Annotated in this window: 17 protein-coding genes; 1 reads left to right on the top strand and 16 read right to left on the bottom strand. The window is 61.1% G+C overall.

The window, feature by feature from the left end:
• Window positions 1-89: 89 nt before the first annotated feature.
• The 13 genes from rpoS to cysG form a co-directional block, all read right to left on the bottom strand.
• Window positions 90-1,082, bottom strand: coding sequence for an RNA polymerase sigma factor RpoS (rpoS, locus tag B2J69_RS17755; protein WP_048783701.1), 993 nt, complete (start codon window positions 1,080-1,082; stop codon window positions 90-92).
• 50 nt (window positions 1,083-1,132) lie between these two features.
• Window positions 1,133-2,224, bottom strand: coding sequence for a murein hydrolase activator NlpD (gene nlpD / locus B2J69_RS17750; protein WP_081140957.1), 1,092 nt, complete (start codon window positions 2,222-2,224; stop codon window positions 1,133-1,135).
• Between the two features lie 165 nt (window positions 2,225-2,389).
• Complete coding sequence (locus tag B2J69_RS17745; RefSeq protein WP_081140956.1) at window positions 2,390-3,016, bottom strand: protein-L-isoaspartate(D-aspartate) O-methyltransferase; 627 nt, start codon at window positions 3,014-3,016, stop codon at window positions 2,390-2,392.
• Complete coding sequence (gene surE / locus B2J69_RS17740; protein WP_081140955.1) at window positions 3,010-3,771, bottom strand: 5'/3'-nucleotidase SurE; 762 nt, start codon at window positions 3,769-3,771, stop codon at window positions 3,010-3,012. Before surE ends, B2J69_RS17745 begins: the two co-directional genes overlap by 7 nt.
• Window positions 3,752-4,798 (bottom strand): tRNA pseudouridine(13) synthase TruD, encoded by a 1,047-nt coding sequence (gene truD, locus B2J69_RS17735; RefSeq protein WP_407944753.1) that lies wholly within the window; start codon window positions 4,796-4,798, stop codon window positions 3,752-3,754. The genes surE and truD overlap by 20 nt, the downstream gene beginning before the upstream one ends.
• The gene (gene ispF, locus B2J69_RS17730; protein WP_081140999.1) at window positions 4,798-5,280 is read right to left on the bottom strand and encodes a 2-C-methyl-D-erythritol 2,4-cyclodiphosphate synthase; all 483 of its coding nucleotides are present in this window, start codon (window positions 5,278-5,280) and stop codon (window positions 4,798-4,800) included. The genes truD and ispF overlap by 1 nt, the downstream gene beginning before the upstream one ends.
• Entirely contained in the window at window positions 5,280-5,996 is a 717-nt protein-coding gene (gene ispD / locus B2J69_RS17725) for a 2-C-methyl-D-erythritol 4-phosphate cytidylyltransferase (protein WP_081140953.1), read from the bottom strand. Before ispD ends, ispF begins: the two co-directional genes overlap by 1 nt.
• Window positions 5,997-5,999: 3 nt before the next feature.
• Window positions 6,000-6,314 carry a cell division protein FtsB gene (gene ftsB, locus B2J69_RS17720; protein WP_081140952.1) on the bottom strand — a complete coding sequence of 105 codons (315 nt, stop codon included), beginning with the start codon at window positions 6,312-6,314 and terminating at the stop codon, window positions 6,000-6,002.
• A gap of 171 nt (window positions 6,315-6,485) precedes the next feature.
• Complete coding sequence (locus B2J69_RS17715) at window positions 6,486-6,806, bottom strand: DUF3561 family protein (RefSeq protein WP_081140951.1); 321 nt, start codon at window positions 6,804-6,806, stop codon at window positions 6,486-6,488.
• 55 nt (window positions 6,807-6,861) lie between these two features.
• A complete protein-coding gene (gene cysC / locus B2J69_RS17710) occupies window positions 6,862-7,467 on the bottom strand; it encodes an adenylyl-sulfate kinase (RefSeq protein WP_081140950.1) in 606 nt (201 codons plus the stop codon).
• Window positions 7,467-8,894, bottom strand: coding sequence for a sulfate adenylyltransferase subunit CysN (cysN, locus tag B2J69_RS17705; RefSeq protein ID WP_081140949.1), 1,428 nt, complete (start codon window positions 8,892-8,894; stop codon window positions 7,467-7,469). The genes cysC and cysN overlap by 1 nt, the downstream gene beginning before the upstream one ends.
• Window positions 8,895-8,904: 10 nt before the next feature.
• Window positions 8,905-9,813, bottom strand: a complete 909-nt coding sequence (gene cysD / locus B2J69_RS17700; protein ID WP_081140948.1) for a sulfate adenylyltransferase subunit CysD — start codon at window positions 9,811-9,813, stop codon at window positions 8,905-8,907.
• 9 nt (window positions 9,814-9,822) lie between these two features.
• Window positions 9,823-11,238 carry a siroheme synthase CysG gene (cysG, locus tag B2J69_RS17695; protein ID WP_081140947.1) on the bottom strand — a complete coding sequence of 472 codons (1,416 nt, stop codon included), beginning with the start codon at window positions 11,236-11,238 and terminating at the stop codon, window positions 9,823-9,825.
• A 254-nt stretch (window positions 11,239-11,492) separates the two neighbouring features.
• Here cysG and B2J69_RS17690 point away from each other — a divergent pair, with 254 nt between their 5' ends.
• Complete coding sequence (locus B2J69_RS17690) at window positions 11,493-12,512, top strand: aminopeptidase (RefSeq protein WP_081140946.1); 1,020 nt, start codon at window positions 11,493-11,495, stop codon at window positions 12,510-12,512.
• Window positions 12,513-12,563: 51 nt separating this feature from the next.
• Here B2J69_RS17690 and B2J69_RS17685 read toward each other — a convergent pair whose 3' ends face one another.
• The 3 genes from B2J69_RS17685 to cysJ are packed head-to-tail and all read right to left on the bottom strand — an operon-like array spanning window position 12,564 to window position 16,824.
• Complete coding sequence (locus B2J69_RS17685; RefSeq protein ID WP_081140945.1) at window positions 12,564-13,298, bottom strand: phosphoadenylyl-sulfate reductase; 735 nt, start codon at window positions 13,296-13,298, stop codon at window positions 12,564-12,566.
• Window positions 13,295-15,019: an assimilatory sulfite reductase (NADPH) hemoprotein subunit gene (cysI, locus tag B2J69_RS17680; RefSeq protein ID WP_081140944.1), complete on the bottom strand. Its 1,725-nt coding sequence runs from the start codon at window positions 15,017-15,019 to the stop codon at window positions 13,295-13,297. The genes B2J69_RS17685 and cysI overlap by 4 nt, the downstream gene beginning before the upstream one ends.
• Window positions 15,019-16,824, bottom strand: coding sequence for an NADPH-dependent assimilatory sulfite reductase flavoprotein subunit (cysJ, locus tag B2J69_RS17675; RefSeq protein WP_081140943.1), 1,806 nt, complete (start codon window positions 16,822-16,824; stop codon window positions 15,019-15,021). The genes cysI and cysJ overlap by 1 nt, the downstream gene beginning before the upstream one ends.
• Between the last annotated feature and the right edge of the window lie 101 nt (window positions 16,825-16,925).

Here is a 16,925-nt window from a genome sequence, read left to right as displayed (position 1 = left end):
GCAGGCCTTTCCGGCCCTGCCGCCGCTGTCGCAACAAAAAAAAAGCGGTGGCATCAGCCACCGCTTTTTCGTACTTACAACCTTGTTAATTACTCACGAAACAGTGCTTCAATGTTGAGACCCTGCGCCTGCAGAATTTCACGCAGACGACGCAGGCCTTCAACCTGAATCTGACGTACACGCTCGCGGGTCAGACCGATTTCGCGGCCCACATCCTCAAGCGTTGCCGCTTCATAGCCTAACAGGCCGAAACGACGCGCCAGCACTTCGCGCTGCTTGGCGTTCAGTTCGAACAGCCACTTAACGATACTCTGCTTCATATCGTCATCCTGCGTGGTATCTTCCGGACCGTTGTCTTTCTCGTCGGCCAGAATATCCAGCAGCGCTTTTTCGGAATCACCGCCCAGCGGCGTATCAACCGAGGTGATGCGCTCGTTGAGACGCAGCATACGGCTGACATCGTCAACGGGTTTATCCAGCTGCTCCGCAATCTCTTCCGCACTTGGCTCATGATCGAGCTTGTGGGAGAGCTCACGCGCGGTGCGCAGATAAACGTTCAGCTCTTTAACAATGTGAATCGGCAGGCGGATGGTACGGGTTTGATTCATGATCGCCCGTTCAATCGTCTGACGAATCCACCAGGTGGCGTACGTTGAGAAACGGAACCCACGTTCTGGGTCAAATTTCTCCACGGCGCGGATCAAGCCGAGATTACCCTCTTCAATCAGGTCAAGCAGTGCAAGACCACGATTGCTGTAACGGCGGGCAATCTTCACCACCAGTCGTAAGTTACTTTCAATCATGCGGCGACGAGAAGGGATATCGCCTCGTAATGCACGGCGAGCGAAGAACACTTCTTCCTCTGCCGTTAACAGCGGGGAATAGCCAATCTCCCCGAGATAGAGCTGCGTCGCATCCAAAACGCGCTGCGTCGCACCCTGTGACAACAACTCTTCTTCCGCTACGTCGTTATCACTGGGTTCGTTTTCAACAAGAGCCTTCTCATCAAAAACCTCAGCTCCGTTCTCCTCGAATTCCGCATCTTCATGTAACTCGTTTACTTTCAGCGTATTCTGGCTCATAAGCGGCTCCTACCCGTGATCCCAGGGCAGAACAGCAGGGGTCTGCCGGTTTATCGCTGCGGCAAATAACGCAACGGGTTTACGGATTTCCCCTTGTAACGAATTTCAAAATGTAATCTAACTGAACTGGTTCCGGTGCTACCCATGGTAGCGATCTTTTGCCCCGCCTTAACTTCCTGTTGTTCCCGGACCAGCATTGTATCGTTGTGGGCGTAGGCACTCAGATAATCATCATTGTGCTTAATGATGATCAGGTTGCCGTAACCCCGGAGCGCGTTACCTGCATACACTACCCTTCCTGATGCGGTAGCGACGACAGGTTGTCCACGCGAACCAGCGATATCGATTCCTTTGTTCCCCCCTTCAGAGGCGGAGAAGTTATCGATAATCTTCCCATCGGTCGGCCAACGCCAGCTTCCAACCGGCGTCGAACTGTTCGTTGTACTGCTGACCGTAGGCGGTGCGGCAACCACGGGGGGCGCTGTTGTCGTTGCAACATTTGTCCCTCTCGACGGCAACATTTTGCTACCAGACGAGTTACCCGAATCATCAGAATACGTAATAACTGGTTGCTGTGCAACAGGCGCTGGTTTAATTTGCGGCGCGGTCGGGACGCCGCCCTGCGTTGCGTCCGCTGCGGTGATGGCATTGCCGCCGGTAATCGGCTGGCCTGAGCCGTTGCCAACCTGCAGCGTCTGGCCGACATTCAGGCCGTACGGGGCCGGGACGTTGTTGCGCTGAGCCAGATCGCGGAAATCGTTGCCGGTAATCCAGGCGATGTAGAACAGGGTGTCGCCGCGTTTTACGGTATAAGTCTCGCCGGCGTAGCTACCTTTCGGAATATTCTGATAACTGCGATTGTACACAATACGGCCGTTTTGCGTCTGCACATTATCATTGCCGCTTACCATTGCGCTGCCGCTCGGCGCCGAAGGTACAGTATTGTTAACCATTCCGTTTTGACGTGGTGTAGAAGGAACGCCGCCAGATGCGCTTAGCATGCCGCCGCTGCCGCCGTTATCTCCAACCTGGCTAATGGGTGCTTGTGTGTTGTCGCCTGAACTACAGCCTGCCAGCCAAAATCCAACCAGAGAAAGCGCCGCCAGGCGGCGTAACTGAAATATTGGGCTTCCCGTGCTCATTGTTCCCCCGTGATGGCAAACCTGAATAATGCTGTTTTGCTTACACACCAGCACAACGCTCTGTGAGGCGTAATAAAACCTGCGTAAGACGCATGAAAATGGATAGTAACAAGATCAAAAGGATGGTGCTATGAAACAGTTGTGAAGAAATACGTAGGGTAAATCTCAGGCCAGGTCGCCCTGAACCAGCGGCACAAAGCGCACCGGCTCAATAGTTTCTTCCACAATGTCGCCACCCTGACGGCGCAGGCGCTTCAGCACCTGCTGATCCTCTCCCACCGGCAGCACCATAATGCCGCCTTCATCGAGCTGCGCAATCAGCGCAGTCGGAATTTCCGGCGGGGCGGCGGTGACAATGATAGCGTCGAAGGGACCGCGCGCGGGCCAGCCCTGCCAGCCGTCGCCGTGGCGCGTCGACACATTATGCAGATCGAGCTGTTTAAGACGGCGTTTCGCCTGCCACTGCAGACCCTTGATGCGTTCGACCGAGTAAACATGGTCCACCAGGTGCGCCAGAATAGCGGTCTGATAGCCGGAACCGGTGCCAATCTCCAGCACGCGCGAATGGGGTTGCAGCGCCAGCAGCGCGGTCATGCGCGCCACCATATAGGGCTGGGAAATGGTCTGGCCGGAACCGATAGGCAGCGCCACGTTGTCCCAGGCTTTATGCTCGAAGGCTTCGTCGATAAAACGCTCGCGCGGCACCTCCGCAATGGCCTTTAACAGGATCTCATCGTGGATGCCCTGCTGGCGCAGCTGCTCCAGCAGCGCTTCGATACGCCGGTTCACCATACGAGATTGACCTCCGACTTCGCCAGCCAGTCGATCAGCACATCCTGCGCGCCGTGGGCGGTCAGGTCGACGTGCAAAGCGGTCACGGAGACGTAGCCCTGATCCACAGCGGCGAAGTCGGTATCGGGACCGGCGTCGAATTTTTCGCCTGGCGGACCAATCCAGTAAAGGGTATTGCCGCGCGGATCCTGCTGGGCAATCACCTGATCGGCGGGATGACGGCTGCCGCAGCGCGTCACGCGGATGCCTTTGATCTCTTCCAGCGGCAGATCCGGCACGTTGATATTGAGAATGCGTCCGGTGCGCAGCGGCTCGCGCGTCAGCGCCTGTAGCAGCGCGCAGGTAACCGCCGCCGCCGTTTCGTAGTGCTGCTGGCCGTTGAGCGACACCGCCAGCGCGGGCAGGCCGAGGTGACGCCCTTCCATCGCTGCGGCCACCGTGCCGGAGTAGATCACGTCGTCCCCCAGATTGGGGCCGGCGTTGATGCCGGAGACCACAATGTCGGGGCGCGGCTGCATCAGCGCGTTAACGCCGAGGTAGACGCAGTCGGTTGGCGTGCCCATCTGCACGGCGATATCGCCATTTTCATGAGTAAAGGTGCGAAGCGGCGTCTCCAGCGTCAGCGAGTTAGAGGCGCCGCTGCGATTGCGATCGGGCGCGACCACCTGCACCTCAGCGATACGACGCAGCGCTTTCGCCAGCGTCTGAATGCCCGGCGCATAGATCCCGTCATCATTACTCAGCAATATCCGCATCGTCACCTTCCTGTTGCAGAAGTTCCCGAATCACGCTGGTGGCGAAGCTGCCTGCCGGTAACCAAAACTGCATCTCCAGCGTGACGTCGTCCCACCAGCTCCAGCGCAGATCGCGCGGCACCACCAGCATGGCGCGCCGCGCCGCATCCACACGCTCTCGCTCAAGCAGTGTAACCAATTCTGCTGCGCCCGCCAGAGATTGCTGCTCAAAGGCGAGCGCCTCTGTCTGCGGGCCGGGTTCGCCGCGTCCGGGCAGCGGCGCGGTAATGCGCAGTTCATGACCGTCGACGCGCGCCTGTAGCGCCTCAAGCTCATCCGCCTGAGCAACAAACCAGCTGCCGCGACCGGCTAGCTGCAGCGCGTCGCCCGCCATCACCTGCGTCAGCGAGCCCTGCTGCTGCAGGCGCGCACTGGTGACCTGGTTGAACAGCGCGCTGCGCGCCGCCGAGAGGATCAGGCTGCGCTTGTTGCGATCGCGCAGGCTGATTTCGCCGCGCGCCCACTGCTGCGCCATGGTCAGGTTATTGCCGCCGCGCCCGAAGCGCTGCGTGCCGAAATAGTTGGGCGCGCCGGCGTCGCGGATTAACGCCAGGCGCGACTCCACCGCGTCGCGATCGCTGATATGACGCACCACGAGGCGAAAGGCGTTGCCCGCCAGCGCGCCGATGCGCAGCTTGCGCTTATGCCGCACCGCTTCGAGGATCTCGACACCTTCCAGCGCAAAAGCGCTCAGGTCGGGCATCGCGTTACCCGGCATACGGAAGCAGAGCGTCTGCTCGGTCACCGCATGACGGTCTTTCATGCCGGCGTAGCTCATATCGCGCTGATGCACGCCGAGGAATTTCGCCAGCGCCTCTGCTACGAAGCGAGTATTGGCACCGGTTTTACGGATGCGCACCAGCAGATGCTCGCCCTCGCCGTCGGCGCCGTAACCGAGATCTTCCACCACCACGAAATCTTCCGGGTTGGCTTTGATGGCGCCGCGCGCGGTCGGTTTGCCGTGCAGAAAAGCCTGGTTCTCCAGCATCATGCCGCGTCCGCCTTCAGCAGCAGCGCCACCGCTTCGCAGGCGATGCCTTCGCCGCGTCCGGTAAAGCCCAGCTTTTCGGTGGTGGTCGCTTTCACGTTGACCTGATCCATATGGCAGCCGAGATCTTCGGCGATATTGACGCGCATCTGCGGCACGTGCGGCAGCATCTTCGGCGCCTGGGCGATGATCGTGACGTCGACGTTGCCGATGCGGTAGCCCTTCGCCGCGATGCGCCGCCAGGCTTCGCGCAGCAGGCCGCGGCTGTCCGCGCCTTTGAAGGCGGGATCGGTATCAGGGAACAGCTTGCCGATATCGCCCATCGCCACCGCGCCCAGCAGCGCGTCGGTCAGCGCATGCAGCGCCACGTCGCCGTCGGAATGGGCGATAAACCCGTGCTCAAACGGGATCCGCACGCCGCCAATCACCAGCGGACCTTCGCCGCCAAAAGCGTGAACGTCAAAACCGTGACCGATACGCATCATGCGCTCTCCTTTAACTGAATCTGGGTTAAATAAAATGCCGCCAGCGCCAGATCTTCCGGCCGGGTGACTTTGATGTTATCGCTGCGCCCGCTGACCAGCAGCGGATGATAGCCGCAGTATTCCAGCGCAGAGGCTTCGTCGGTAATGGTCGCCCCTTCCGCCAGCGCGCGCGTCAGGCAGGCGGTCAGCAGCTGATGGGGGAAAAACTGCGGCGTCAGCGCGTGCCAGAGATCGTCGCGCTCGACGGTATGGGCAACGGCGGCGACGCCCGGCTCGCCGCGCTTCATGGTGTCGCGCACCGGCGCCGCCAGAATCGCGCCGACATGGCTGGTTTCCCGCACCTGCAGCAGGCGCGCAAGATCGTCGGCGTGCAGGCAGGGACGCGCGGCGTCATGCACCAGCACCCAGCTCGCGCCCTGCGCGGCGCGCAGTCCCGCCAGCACCGACTCCGCGCGCGTCTCGCCGCCGGTCACGCTGATGACGCGCGGATCGCGCGCCAGCGGCAGCGACGCGAACTGCGTGTCGTGCGGGCTAAGGGCGACGATGACCTGTTTAATCGCGGGATGGGAAAACAGACGTGCAATGCTGTGTTCCAGAAGCGTCTGCTGACCGATGGTCAGATACTGCTTAGGACAGGTCGCCTGCATGCGGCTGCCGATACCGGCAGCCGGCACAACGGCGATCACCTCCGCAGGGAGAGTGTGCATGTTCATGAGTTATCGTTGTTGGTTTTGCGCAGCCTGCGCGTTGCGTTTGTTCTGATCCGGCACCAGACGATAGAAGGTTTCACCGGGCTTGATCATACCCAGTTCATTGCGCGCGCGTTCTTCGATCGCTTCCGAGCCGCCATTGAGATCGTCAATTTCGGCAAACAGCTGATCGTTACGCGCTTTAAGTTTGGCGTTATTCGCCTGTTGCACCGCAACGTCTTCATTGACGCGCGTATAGTCGTGAATACCGTTTTTGCCCAGCCATAGCGAATATTGCAGCCAGCCAAGCAGCACCAGTAGCAGTAACGTCAGTTTTCCCATCCCCGCCCCCTGAAAAACGGCTCAATCATCCCATAACTTTATGCAGGACTCCACTCCAGCGGAGAAAATGGCGCGCTTTCGCGGCCGTCTGCGCAAATTCTGATTAGGATGGCGCCAAGGCGGACAGGAAAATTTTTGTAACCTGCCGACGCGTTTGCACATCCGGGCGCGTCACCAGCCGGATAAAAATGAGAAGAGCAGCCAGAAAAGCGAGATGACGACAAGGGCGGTGGCGGGCGTGGTCCAGAGCAGATTGCCGCGCAGCGCCATGCTGAGCATGATGCCGATCAGCACCGACACCGGCAGCAGCGCCAGGAAAAAGGGCCAGGTATAGAGGAAGAAGAAAAGCGTGTTGGAGCCGTACAACAGGAAGGGGATCGCCAGCGCACACCAGTAAGAGAGAAAGCCGACGATGCCGCCCGGCAGCGACGAGCGCGGCTCGTCCGGGGTGGTGTCATCTTTGCGGGCCAGCATAGGGGTAACGTTCTGCATAGAGATCCTGTTGACGCTGAGGCGGCAAACCAACCTCGATTTGCCGCTTGTCTGTTCAGGATCCGATGATATCGCGGCGACGCAGCAGGTCTAACAATTGGCCGGTCAGTTTTGTAACCAATTGTTCGCCCGCTAAGCGTATTTCCGGCTGCTCCGGCGCCTCGTAGACGCTGTCGATGCCGGTAAAGTTGCGCAGCTCGCCCGCGCGCGCCTTTTTATACAGGCCTTTGGGATCGCGCGCTTCGCACACCGCCAGCGGCGTATCGACGAATACCTCGATAAAGCGCGCCTCCGGCAGCATATCGCGCACCATCTGACGTTCGGCGCGGTGCGGCGAGATAAAGGCGGTCAGCACCACCAGCCCCGCATCCACCATTAGCTTCGCCACTTCGCCGACGCGGCGGATATTCTCTTTCCTGTCCGCGTCGCTAAAGCCCAGGTCGCGGCAGAGGCCGTGCCGCACGTTGTCGCCGTCGAGCAGATAGGTGCTGACGCCAAGCTGGTGCAGCGCCTGCTCCAGCGCGCCGGCGACCGTGGATTTGCCGGAGCCCGATAACCCGGTAAACCACAGCACCGCGCCCTGATGGCCGTGCTGCTGTTCACGCGCGTCGCGCGTCACCGGATGGTCGTGCCACACCACGTTGTCATCGTGCTGCGCCATTACTCACCGCCCAGCAAATCGCGCGCGTTCCAGTGCGGGAAGTGACGGCGGATCAGCGCGTTCAGCTCCAGTTCGAAATCGCTGAACTGGCCCGTCTGCTGCGCCGCGCCGCTCAGCGGCTGATGGATCATGCCGGCGCCGACGGTGACGTTGCTCAGGCGATCGATAAAGATCATCCCGCCGGTTACCGGGTTCTGCTGATAGGGATCCAGCACCATAGGTTCGTCGAAGGTCACCTCCACCAGCCCGATGCCGTTGAGCGGCAGCGTCTCGGCGGCGCGCTTCTCCAGCGTGTTGATCTCAACCTGGTGGATCACTTTCGCCACGCGGCCGCGCGCCTTCTTGCCGGCGATTTTAATGTCGTAGCTCTGGCCCGGCTGCAGCGGCTGCTCCGCCATCCACACCACGTCAACGGTAGCGGCCTGCACCGCGTCCAGCTCGGCAGCGCTGTCGACCAGCAGATCGCCGCGGCTGATGTCAATCTCGTCGTTCAGCACCAGGGTAATGGCTTCGCCCGCGCCCGCTTCCTGCAGGTCACCGTCAAAGGTGACGATGCGCGCGACGCTGGACTCGACGCCTGATGGCAGTACCTTCACGCGCTGCCCCACCTTTACCACGCCAGAGGCGAGCGTGCCCGCATAGCCGCGGAAGTCCAGGTTCGGGCGGTTAACGTACTGCACCGGGAAGCGCATCGGCTGCGCATCCACCACGCGCTTCACCTCAACGGTTTCCAGCACGTCGAGCAGCGTCGGGCCGCTGTACCACGGCATGGTCTGGCTCGGCGTCGCGACGTTGTCGCCTTCCAGCGCCGACATCGGCACAAAGCGAATATCCAGGTCTTCCGGCAGCTGCGCCGCGAAGTCGAGGTAATCCTGTTTGATCTGTTCAAAGGTCTCCTGGCGGTACTCCACCAGGTCCATTTTGTTGATCGCCACCACCAGATGCTTAATGCCCAGCAGCGTCGAGATAAAGCTGTGGCGACGCGTCTGATCCAGCACCCCTTTACGCGCGTCGATCAGCAGGATCGCCAGATCGCAGGTCGAGGCGCCGGTCGCCATATTGCGGGTGTACTGCTCGTGTCCCGGCGTGTCGGCGATAATGAATTTACGCTTCTCGGTAGAAAAGTAGCGATAGGCCACGTCGATGGTGATGCCCTGCTCGCGCTCCGCCTGCAGGCCGTCCACCAGCAGCGCCAGGTCGAGCTTTTCGCCCTGGGTGCCGTGACGCTTGCTGTCGTTGTGCAGCGACGAGAGCTGATCTTCATAAATCTGACGGGTGTCGTGCAGCAGGCGGCCAATCAGCGTGCTTTTGCCGTCGTCGACGCTGCCGCAGGTGAGAAAACGCAGCAGACTTTTATGCTGTTGCGCGGTCAGCCAGGCTTCCACGCCGCCCTGATCGGCAATCTGTTGTGCAATAACGGTATTCATCTGCGTCTCCTTAGAAATAACCCTGACGTTTTTTCAGTTCCATCGAACCGGACTGATCGCGGTCAATCACGCGGCCCTGCCGTTCGCTGGTGGTAGAGACCAGCATCTCTTCGATAATTTCCGGCAGCGTCTGCGCTTCAGACTCCACCGCGCCGGTGAGCGGCCAGCAGCCCAGGGTGCGGAAACGCACCATACGCTGCTTGATCACTTCGCCAGGCTGCAGATCGATACGATCGTCATCCACCATCATCAGCATGCCGTCACGCTCCAGCACCGGACGCGGCGCGGCGAGGTAGAGCGGCACGATGTCGATATTTTCCAGGAAGATGTACTGCCAGATATCGAGTTCGGTCCAGTTCGACAGCGGGAAGACGCGGATGCTTTCGCCTTTGTTGATCTGGCCGTTGTAGTTGTGCCACAGCTCAGGACGCTGGTTTTTCGGGTCCCAGCGATGGAAACGGTCACGGAAGGAGTAGATGCGCTCTTTGGCGCGCGACTTCTCTTCGTCGCGGCGCGCGCCGCCGAACGCGGCGTCAAAGCCATATTTGTTCAGCGCCTGCTTCAGCCCTTCGGTTTTCATGATATCGGTGTGCTTGGCGCTGCCGTGCACAAACGGGTTGATGCCCATCGCCACGCCTTCTGGATTGCGATGAACCAGCAGCTCGGCGCCCATCTCTTTCACGGTGCGATCGCGGAACGCGTACATCTCGCGGAACTTCCAGCCGGTGTCGACGTGCAGCAGCGGAAACGGCAGCGTGCCGGGGTAGAAGGCTTTACGCGCCAGATGCAGCATCACCGACGAATCTTTGCCGATGGAGTACATCATTACCGGATTGCTGAACTCCGCCGCGACTTCGCGGATGATATGAATGCTTTCCGCCTCTAACTGACGCAGATGGGTGAGTCTTTTTTGGTCCATGATTTTTCCTCAAGCCAGAGTGACAACGGCGGACTCGCGGGTCGCCTGCTGTGCAGAATGTTGAAACCACGCCAGTTGCTCATGCAACTTCACCACTTCCCCGATCACCAGCAGCGCGGGCGTCGGCGCGGCGGCAGCCAGCGTCTCAAGGTGTTCCAGCGTGCCGGTCAGCACCTGTTGATCCTGGCGCGTGCCGCGGCCAATCACCGCCACCGGCGTGTTGGCGGCGCGGCCGTGGCGAATCAAGCCTTCGCTGATTTCCGCCGCTTTTACCGTGCCCATATAGATCGCCAGCGTCTGACGCGCGCGCGCCAGCGAAGGCCAGTCGATCGCATCGCCGTCGGCGCGGCAGTGGCCGGTAATAAACAGCACGCTCTGCGCGTGATCGCGGTGGGTCAGCGGGATACCGGCATAGGCGGTGGCGCCTGCCGCCGCCGTGACGCCGGGCACCACCTGAAACGGAATGCCCGCCTCCTGCGCCGCCTGCAGCTCTTCGCCGCCGCGGCCGAAGATAAAGGGATCGCCCCCTTTGAGACGCACCACGCGCTTGCCCTTGCGCGCCAGCTCTACCAGCAGGCGGTTGGTCTCTTCCTGCGGCACTGAGTGCGCGCCGGCGCGTTTGCCAACGCAGATGCGGTCGGCGTCGCGGCGCACCAGATCCAGCACCTCGTCGCTGACCAGATGGTCATAGAGCACCACGTCGGCCAGCTGCATCACCTGCAGGCCGCGCAGCGTCAGCAGACCGCTGTCGCCGGGTCCGGCACCCACCAGAATAATTTCGCCTTCGCGGTTCGGCTCCTCCTGCAGCTCGCGCTGCAGAGTGCGTGTCGCCTCGTCTACATTGCCCGCCGACATCTGGCTGGCAAACAGGCCGTTAAAGGCGCGCTCCCAGAAGCGGCGGCGGTCGGACATGCGGCTGAAGCGCTGCTTCACGCTGTCGCGAAACGAACCCGCCACCTCCGCCATCTGTCCCAGGCTGGCGGGCAGCAGCGCCTCCAGCTTTTCGCGTAGCATACGCGCCAGCACCGGCGCGGTGCCGCTGGAGGAGATCGCAACCACCAGCGGAGAGCGATCGACAATCGACGGAAAGATAAAGCTGCACTTCGGCTGATCGTCCACCACGTTGACCAGCCGGTGACGGGCGTTGGCCTCGTCGTAAACCTGACGGTTAAGCTGGTTGTCGTCGGTGGCGGCAATCGCCAGGAAAACCGTGTCGAGCTGCGCCGCGTCGAACGCCGTCGCCAGCCACTCAATTTGCTGTTCCTGATGCAGCGCCTGCAGCTCCGGACAGAGTTCACGCGACACCACCCGCACCTGGGCGGAAGCGCGACGCAGCAGCTCGATTTTGCGCGCGGCGACGTCGCCGCCGCCCACAACCAGCACCGGACGACCTTTGAGATCGGCGAAAAGAGGCAAGTAATCCACGATAATCCTGGCGTTGTAACCGTAATTTAACGCGACTATACGTTGCGCCCTTCTGGCAGATGAAATTACGAATTGGAATGAGTAGTTACCGAATGGAATAACGCACCAGGGAAGGTCATAACAAAATGTGCTTAACGAATGATCTGGCAAGGCTTTCAGAGCGATTCAAATTGTTTAATGGCGATCACAGTTTCATACTGAGAGGCGAAAAAATTTTGGCTTCTCGTCACAGGATGACCCACAAGGATCACAGCATGTTTGCCTTTCTCCGCCTGACCGCGCTGGCTGCGCTGTTAAATTGCGGTTTCGCTCTGCACGCCCAGGCCGCCAGCGCCGCGCCGGGAGAATTTGCCGAGCAGCAGCTTCGCCACATCGCCACTTACTTCCCTGGCCGCATGAGCGGCAGCCCGGCCGAAATGATGGCCGCCGACTACCTTCAGCAGCAGTTCGCCGCCCTCGGTTTTAAGAGTAATACCCGCCAGTTCAATACCGGCTATCGCCTGCATGAAGCCAGCGGCGAGCTGCGCTGGCATAAGGTGACGGCAACCTCGGTGATTGCCGCGCGCGCCGGCAGCGCGCCGCAGGAGATCCTGATCGTGGCGCATCTCGACACCTGGACACCGCTCAGCAGCAGTGACGCAGAACATAACCTCGGCGGCCTGCGCCTGCAGGGCGTCGACGACAACGCCTCGGGGCTAGGGGTGATGCTGGAGCTGGCGCAGCAGCTGAGCCTGCGGCCGCTGCACTACGGCGTGCGCTTCGTGGCGCTGAGCGCAGGCGAAACCGCGCTCGGCGGCATGCAGGATTATGTGGCGCGCATGAGCGCGAAAGAGAAGAAGAACACGCTGCTGGTGGTGGATCTCAATAGCCTGATCACCGGCGATCACCTCTATTTCAACAGCGGCGGCAATACGCCGCGCGCGGTGCGCAAGCAGACCAGCGAACGCGCGCTGCGTCTGGCGCAGCAGCTCGGCATCTCTGCCGCCAGTCATCAGATGAGCGCGCACGACTATAACGGCGCCAGCGCCTTCGATAAGGCGGGCTTTCCGCTGCTGGACGTGACGGCGAGCAACTGGGCGCTGGGCGGGCGGGACGGCGCGCAGCAGCGCAGCCGCTCGACCCATTTCCCCGACGGCACCACGCGCCATCAGACCGATCGCGACAATCTGACTTACCTGGATCGCTGGCTGCCGGGCCGCATCTCGCTGCGCACGCGCGACAGCGTCAGGGTGCTGTTGCCGCTGCTGGGCGAGCTGACCAACCCGAAAGTATAAAGGTGTGAAACGCAGGGACGCGCTGGCCAGAGTCGGCCAGCGCGGTAACACTCAGCCTTCGTGCAGGCCGCACTCGCGCTTCAGGCCAAAAAAGCGCGTCTCCTCTTCCGCCATGCCGGGCTCCCATTTGCGCGTGGTGTGGGTGTCGCCCACCGACAAATAGCCCTCATCCCACAGCGGATGATATTTGAGGTTGTGCTGCTGCAGATACTGGTGAATCTGGCGATTGTCCCAGTCGATAATCGGCAGCACTTTGAACACGCCGCGCTGCACGCCGAGCACTGACAGGCCGGCGCGGCTGCTGGACTGATCGCGACGCAGCCCGGCAAACCAGGTCTGCGCGCCCAGCGTCTGCAGCGCGCGGTTCATCGGCTCAACCTTGTTGATCTGGTTGTACTGCTCGATGCCCTCAACGCCCTGCTCCCACAGCTTGCCGTAGCGCGCCTCCTGCCAGGCTGGCGAGGTCTCGGCGCGAAACACCTGCAGGTTGAGACCGAGCTGTTCCGTCAGCTGGTCGATAAAGCGGTAGGTTTCCGGGAACAGATAGCCGGTGTCGGTCAGGATCACCGGAATATCGGGCTGCTGCCGCGTCACCAGATGCAGCGACACCGCCGCCTGAATGCCGAAACTCGATGAGAGCACAAAGGCGCCCGGCAGGTTCTCCAGCGTCCAGCTGACGCGCTCCTCCGCCGACTGTTTCTCCAGCTGCGCATTGGTGGCCGCTAACGCCAGCGTGCGCTCGACTTTGTTCATGTCACTCAGTGCTGCGAGGTCGAACTGACTCATACTGCCTCCGAATCCCAGAAGTCACGTGCCGGATCGATCACCGGCTTGACGATGCCCGCGCGGATCGCGAAGTCGCCGAAGCCTTCAGCGCCGTGACGCTCCTGCGCCCAGCGGCCTACCAGCTCATCGATGCTGGCGAGGATCTCGCTTTCGGTGATGTTCTCGCGGTACATGCGCGGAATGCGCGTGCCGATGCGGTTGCCGCCGATATGCAGGTTGTAACGACCCGGCGCTTTGCCCACCAGCCCGATTTCCGCCAGCATGGCACGGCCGCAGCCGTTCGGACAACCGGTGACGCGTAGCACGATGTGCTCTTCGCCTACGCCGTGACGATGCATGATCTCTTCGACTCGGGTGACGAATGCGGGCAGAAAACGCTCCGCTTCCGCCATCGCCAGCGGACAGGTCGGGAACGCCACGCAGGCCATCGAGTTCTCGCGCTGGGCGGTGACACTCTCCATCAGGCCGTGTTCGCGCGCAATCGCCTCAATCTTCGCCTTTTCGCTCTCCGGCACGCCGGCGACGATCAGGTTCTGATTCGCCGTCAGGCGGAAGTCGCCCTGATGCACGCGCGCAATTGCCGCGATGCCGCTCTTCAGCGGACGATCCGGGTAGTCGAGCAGGCGGCCGTTTTCGATAAACAGCGTCAGGTGCCACTTTTTGTCGATGCCTTTGATCCAGCCGATACGGTCGCCGCGCGTGGTAAATTCATACGGGCGAATCGGTTCGAAGGTCAGACCGGCGCGCTTCTCCACTTCCGCCTTGAAGGTTTCGACGCCAACGCGCTCCAGCGTGTATTTGGTCTTGGCGTTTTTACGATCGGTGCGGTTGCCCCAGTCGCGCTGCGTGGTCACCACCGCCGCCGCCACCTCCAGCGTCTTATGCAGCGGCAGATAGCCGAATTCGCTGGCGGTGCGCGCATAGGTCGCTTTATTGCCGTGTTCGATAGACAAACCGCCGCCGACCAGCAGGTTAAAACCGATCAGCTTGCCCTTCTCCGCCACGGCGATGAAGTTAAGATCGTTGGCGTGCAGATCCACGTCGTTGTGCGGCGGGATCACCACGGTGGTTTTGAACTTGCGCGGCAGGTAGGTCTCACCGAGGATCGGCTCCTCATCCGTGGTCGCTACCTTCTCTTTATCCCACCAGATTTCGGCGTAGGCGCGGGTGCGCGGCAGCAGATGCTCGGAGATCTTCTTCGCCCACTCGTAGGCTTCCTGATGCAGCTCCGACTCAACCGGGTTAGAGGTGCAGAGCACGTTGCGGTTGACGTCATTGGCGGTCGCCAGCGCGTCGAGGCCCACCTCATGCAGCATCTGGTGCGTCGGCTTGACGTTCTTTTTCAGAATGCCGTGAAACTGGAAGGTCTGACGGTTGGTCAGACGAATGCTGCCGTACAGGGTTTTCTCGCTGGCGAACTTGTCAATCGCCAGCCACTGCGTCGGCGTAATGATGCCGCCTGGCAGACGGCAGCGCAGCATCATGGCGTGACGCGGCTCCAGCTTCTGCTCGGCGCGCTCGGCACGAATATCGCGGTCATCCTGCTGGTACATACCGTGGAAACGGATCAGCAGGAAGTTATCGCCGCTAAAGCCGCCGGTCAGCCCCTCGTCGAGGTCTTCCAGAATGGTGCCGCGTAAATAGTTGCTCTCTTTTTTAAGACGCTCGGCGTCAGCCAGCTTGCCTTCAACGACCAGCGGTCCAGGGTGTTTTTCGCTCATCAGTAAACGTCTCGTTGATAACGGCGCTCAATGCGCAGCTCACTTAAAAATTCGTCGGCCGTTTCACGATCCATTGCGCCGTGTTCGACCACCACATCCAGCAGCGCCTGCTCGACATCTTTCGCCATACGGTTGGCGTCGCCGCAGACATAAATATGCGCGCCCTCTTCGATCCAGCGCCACACTTCCGCCCCTTTGGCGCGGATTTTGTCCTGTACGTACACCTTCTGCTCTTGATCGCGCGACCAGGCGAGATCGATATGGGTCAGCAGGCCATCCTTCACATACTGCTGCCACTCGACCTGATAGAGAAAATCCTCGGTAAAGTGCGGATTGCCGAAGAAGAGCCAGTTTTTGCCGCCGGCGCCGTCGTTGTCGCGCTGCTGCATAAAGGCGCGGAACGGCGCGATGCCGGTGCCCGGCCCAATCATAATCACCGGCGCGTCGGGGTTGGCAGGCAGGCGGAAGTTGTCGTTATGCTCGATAAAGACGCGGATCGGCGCATCCTCTTCCAGACGATCGGCGAGATAGCTCGAGGCGCCGCCCGCGCGGGCGCGGCCGTCGATGTCGAAACGCACCGCGCCGACGGTGATATGCACTTCGGTTTCGTTCTCCGCCTGCGAAGAGGCGATAGAGTAGAGGCGCGGCGTCAGCGGACGCAGCAGCGCGGTCAGCTGCTCGGCATTGAGTTCAGTCGGCGCGTTACGCACCATATCGACGACAGGAAAGGTCTGCGCGTAGTGCTGCAGCTTCGCCTTGTCGCCCGCCAGCGCCAGCAGCGTCTCATTGCGCGACAGCGCGGCGTACTGCTCGACGATCTGCGCGGTGTTGACCGTCAGCTCGAAGTGCTTTTGCAGCGCCTCGCTCAGCGGCAGGGTTTCGTTGTTGATCTGCACCGGCTCGTCGCCTTTCAGCCACAGCAGGCCCAGCAGCTCGGCCACCAGCTCAGGATCGTTTTCATACCAGACGCCCAGCGCGTCGCCCGGCTGGTAGCGCAGACCGGAATCGCCCAGGTCGATTTCGATATGGCGCACGTCTTTATCGGAGTCGCGTCCGGTGATTTTCTGGTTCAGCGCAAAGCTGGCAGAGAGCGGCGCCTCTTTGCTGTAGGGGCTGCTGTGCACTTCATTGACGCTACCCGCGGCGGTGGCGATCGCCTGCGCCGGGGTTTCGCTCGGCACGCGCTGCTTCAGCACCTCGACCAGCGCGCGGCGCCAGCTAGCTGCCGCCTCGGCGAAATCGACGTCGGCGTCGACGCGATCCAGCAGGCGCTCTGCGCCCAGCTCCGCCAGGCGACCGTCAAAGTCTTTACCCGCTTTGCTGAAGAATTCGTAGGAGGTGTCGCCCAGGCCGAGCACCGCAAAGGCGGCGCCATCCAGCTTCGGCGCTTTTTTCGACATCAGGAATTTATGCAGCGCCACCGCCTCTTCCGGCGGATCGCCTTCGCCCTGCGTCGAGGTGACAATCACCAGCAGTTTTTCCTGCGCAATCTGCTTGAACTTGTAGTCGCCAGCGTTCACCAGCTTCACGTTCAGCTTTGCCGCCTGCAGGTCGTCGCGCAGCTGTTCCGCCACGCGGCGCGCGTTACCGGTTTGCGACGCCGAGATCAGCGTAATCGCCGGGATCTCCGCCGCCGCGGGCGCGCTGGCCGCGACGCTGCCTGGCGTCTGATTGATCATTCCCCAGAAGTAGCCAGAGAGCCACGCCAGCTGGGTGGGCGAAAAATCAGTAGTTGCCGCCTGTAAGCGCGCAAGCTGCTCCGGGTTAAGCGGAAGCAGAGAACCTGGGGGTGCCTGAGTCGTCATCGCGTTAAAAATTCCAGTATCTAAAGTCCGGACGGTAAAGTAGCAGGAAGAGTGGTAGGTTACCGGCCCGTATATTAACGATTAAATACGCCTTCGACATA

Source organism: Pantoea latae, from assembly GCF_002077695.1.
Taxonomy (GTDB): domain Bacteria; phylum Pseudomonadota; class Gammaproteobacteria; order Enterobacterales; family Enterobacteriaceae; genus Pantoea; species Pantoea latae.
This window is presented reverse-complemented; position numbering and strand designations above follow the sequence as displayed.

Bases quoted from the DNA above. Each gene is read 5' to 3' on its own strand.
- ispF (WP_081140999.1), bottom strand. From the start codon at position 5,280: ATGCGTATCGGTCACGGTTTTGACGTTCACGCTTTTGGCGGCGAAGGT.
- B2J69_RS17745 (WP_081140956.1), bottom strand. From the start codon at position 3,016: ATGGTGAACCGGCGTATCGAAGCGCTGCTGGAGCAGCTGCGCCAGCAG.
- ispD (WP_081140953.1), bottom strand. From the start codon at position 5,996: ATGAACATGCACACTCTCCCTGCGGAGGTGATCGCCGTTGTGCCGGCT.
- ftsB (WP_081140952.1), bottom strand. From the start codon at position 6,314: ATGGGAAAACTGACGTTACTGCTACTGGTGCTGCTTGGCTGGCTGCAA.
- cysJ (WP_081140943.1), bottom strand. From the start codon at position 16,824: ATGACGACTCAGGCACCCCCAGGTTCTCTGCTTCCGCTTAACCCGGAG.
- B2J69_RS17685 (WP_081140945.1), bottom strand. From the start codon at position 13,298: ATGAGTCAGTTCGACCTCGCAGCACTGAGTGACATGAACAAAGTCGAG.
- cysD (WP_081140948.1), bottom strand. From the start codon at position 9,813: ATGGACCAAAAAAGACTCACCCATCTGCGTCAGTTAGAGGCGGAAAGC.
- truD (WP_407944753.1), bottom strand. From the start codon at position 4,798: ATGCTGGAGAACCAGGCTTTTCTGCACGGCAAACCGACCGCGCGCGGC.
- cysN (WP_081140949.1), bottom strand. From the start codon at position 8,894: ATGAATACCGTTATTGCACAACAGATTGCCGATCAGGGCGGCGTGGAA.
- cysI (WP_081140944.1), bottom strand. From the start codon at position 15,019: ATGAGCGAAAAACACCCTGGACCGCTGGTCGTTGAAGGCAAGCTGGCT.
- B2J69_RS17715 (WP_081140951.1), bottom strand. From the start codon at position 6,806: ATGCAGAACGTTACCCCTATGCTGGCCCGCAAAGATGACACCACCCCG.
- nlpD (WP_081140957.1), bottom strand. From the start codon at position 2,224: ATGAGCACGGGAAGCCCAATATTTCAGTTACGCCGCCTGGCGGCGCTT.
- surE (WP_081140955.1), bottom strand. From the start codon at position 3,771: ATGCGGATATTGCTGAGTAATGATGACGGGATCTATGCGCCGGGCATT.
- B2J69_RS17690 (WP_081140946.1), top strand. From the start codon at position 11,493: ATGTTTGCCTTTCTCCGCCTGACCGCGCTGGCTGCGCTGTTAAATTGC.
- rpoS (WP_048783701.1), bottom strand. From the start codon at position 1,082: ATGAGCCAGAATACGCTGAAAGTAAACGAGTTACATGAAGATGCGGAA.
- cysC (WP_081140950.1), bottom strand. From the start codon at position 7,467: ATGGCGCAGCACGATGACAACGTGGTGTGGCACGACCATCCGGTGACG.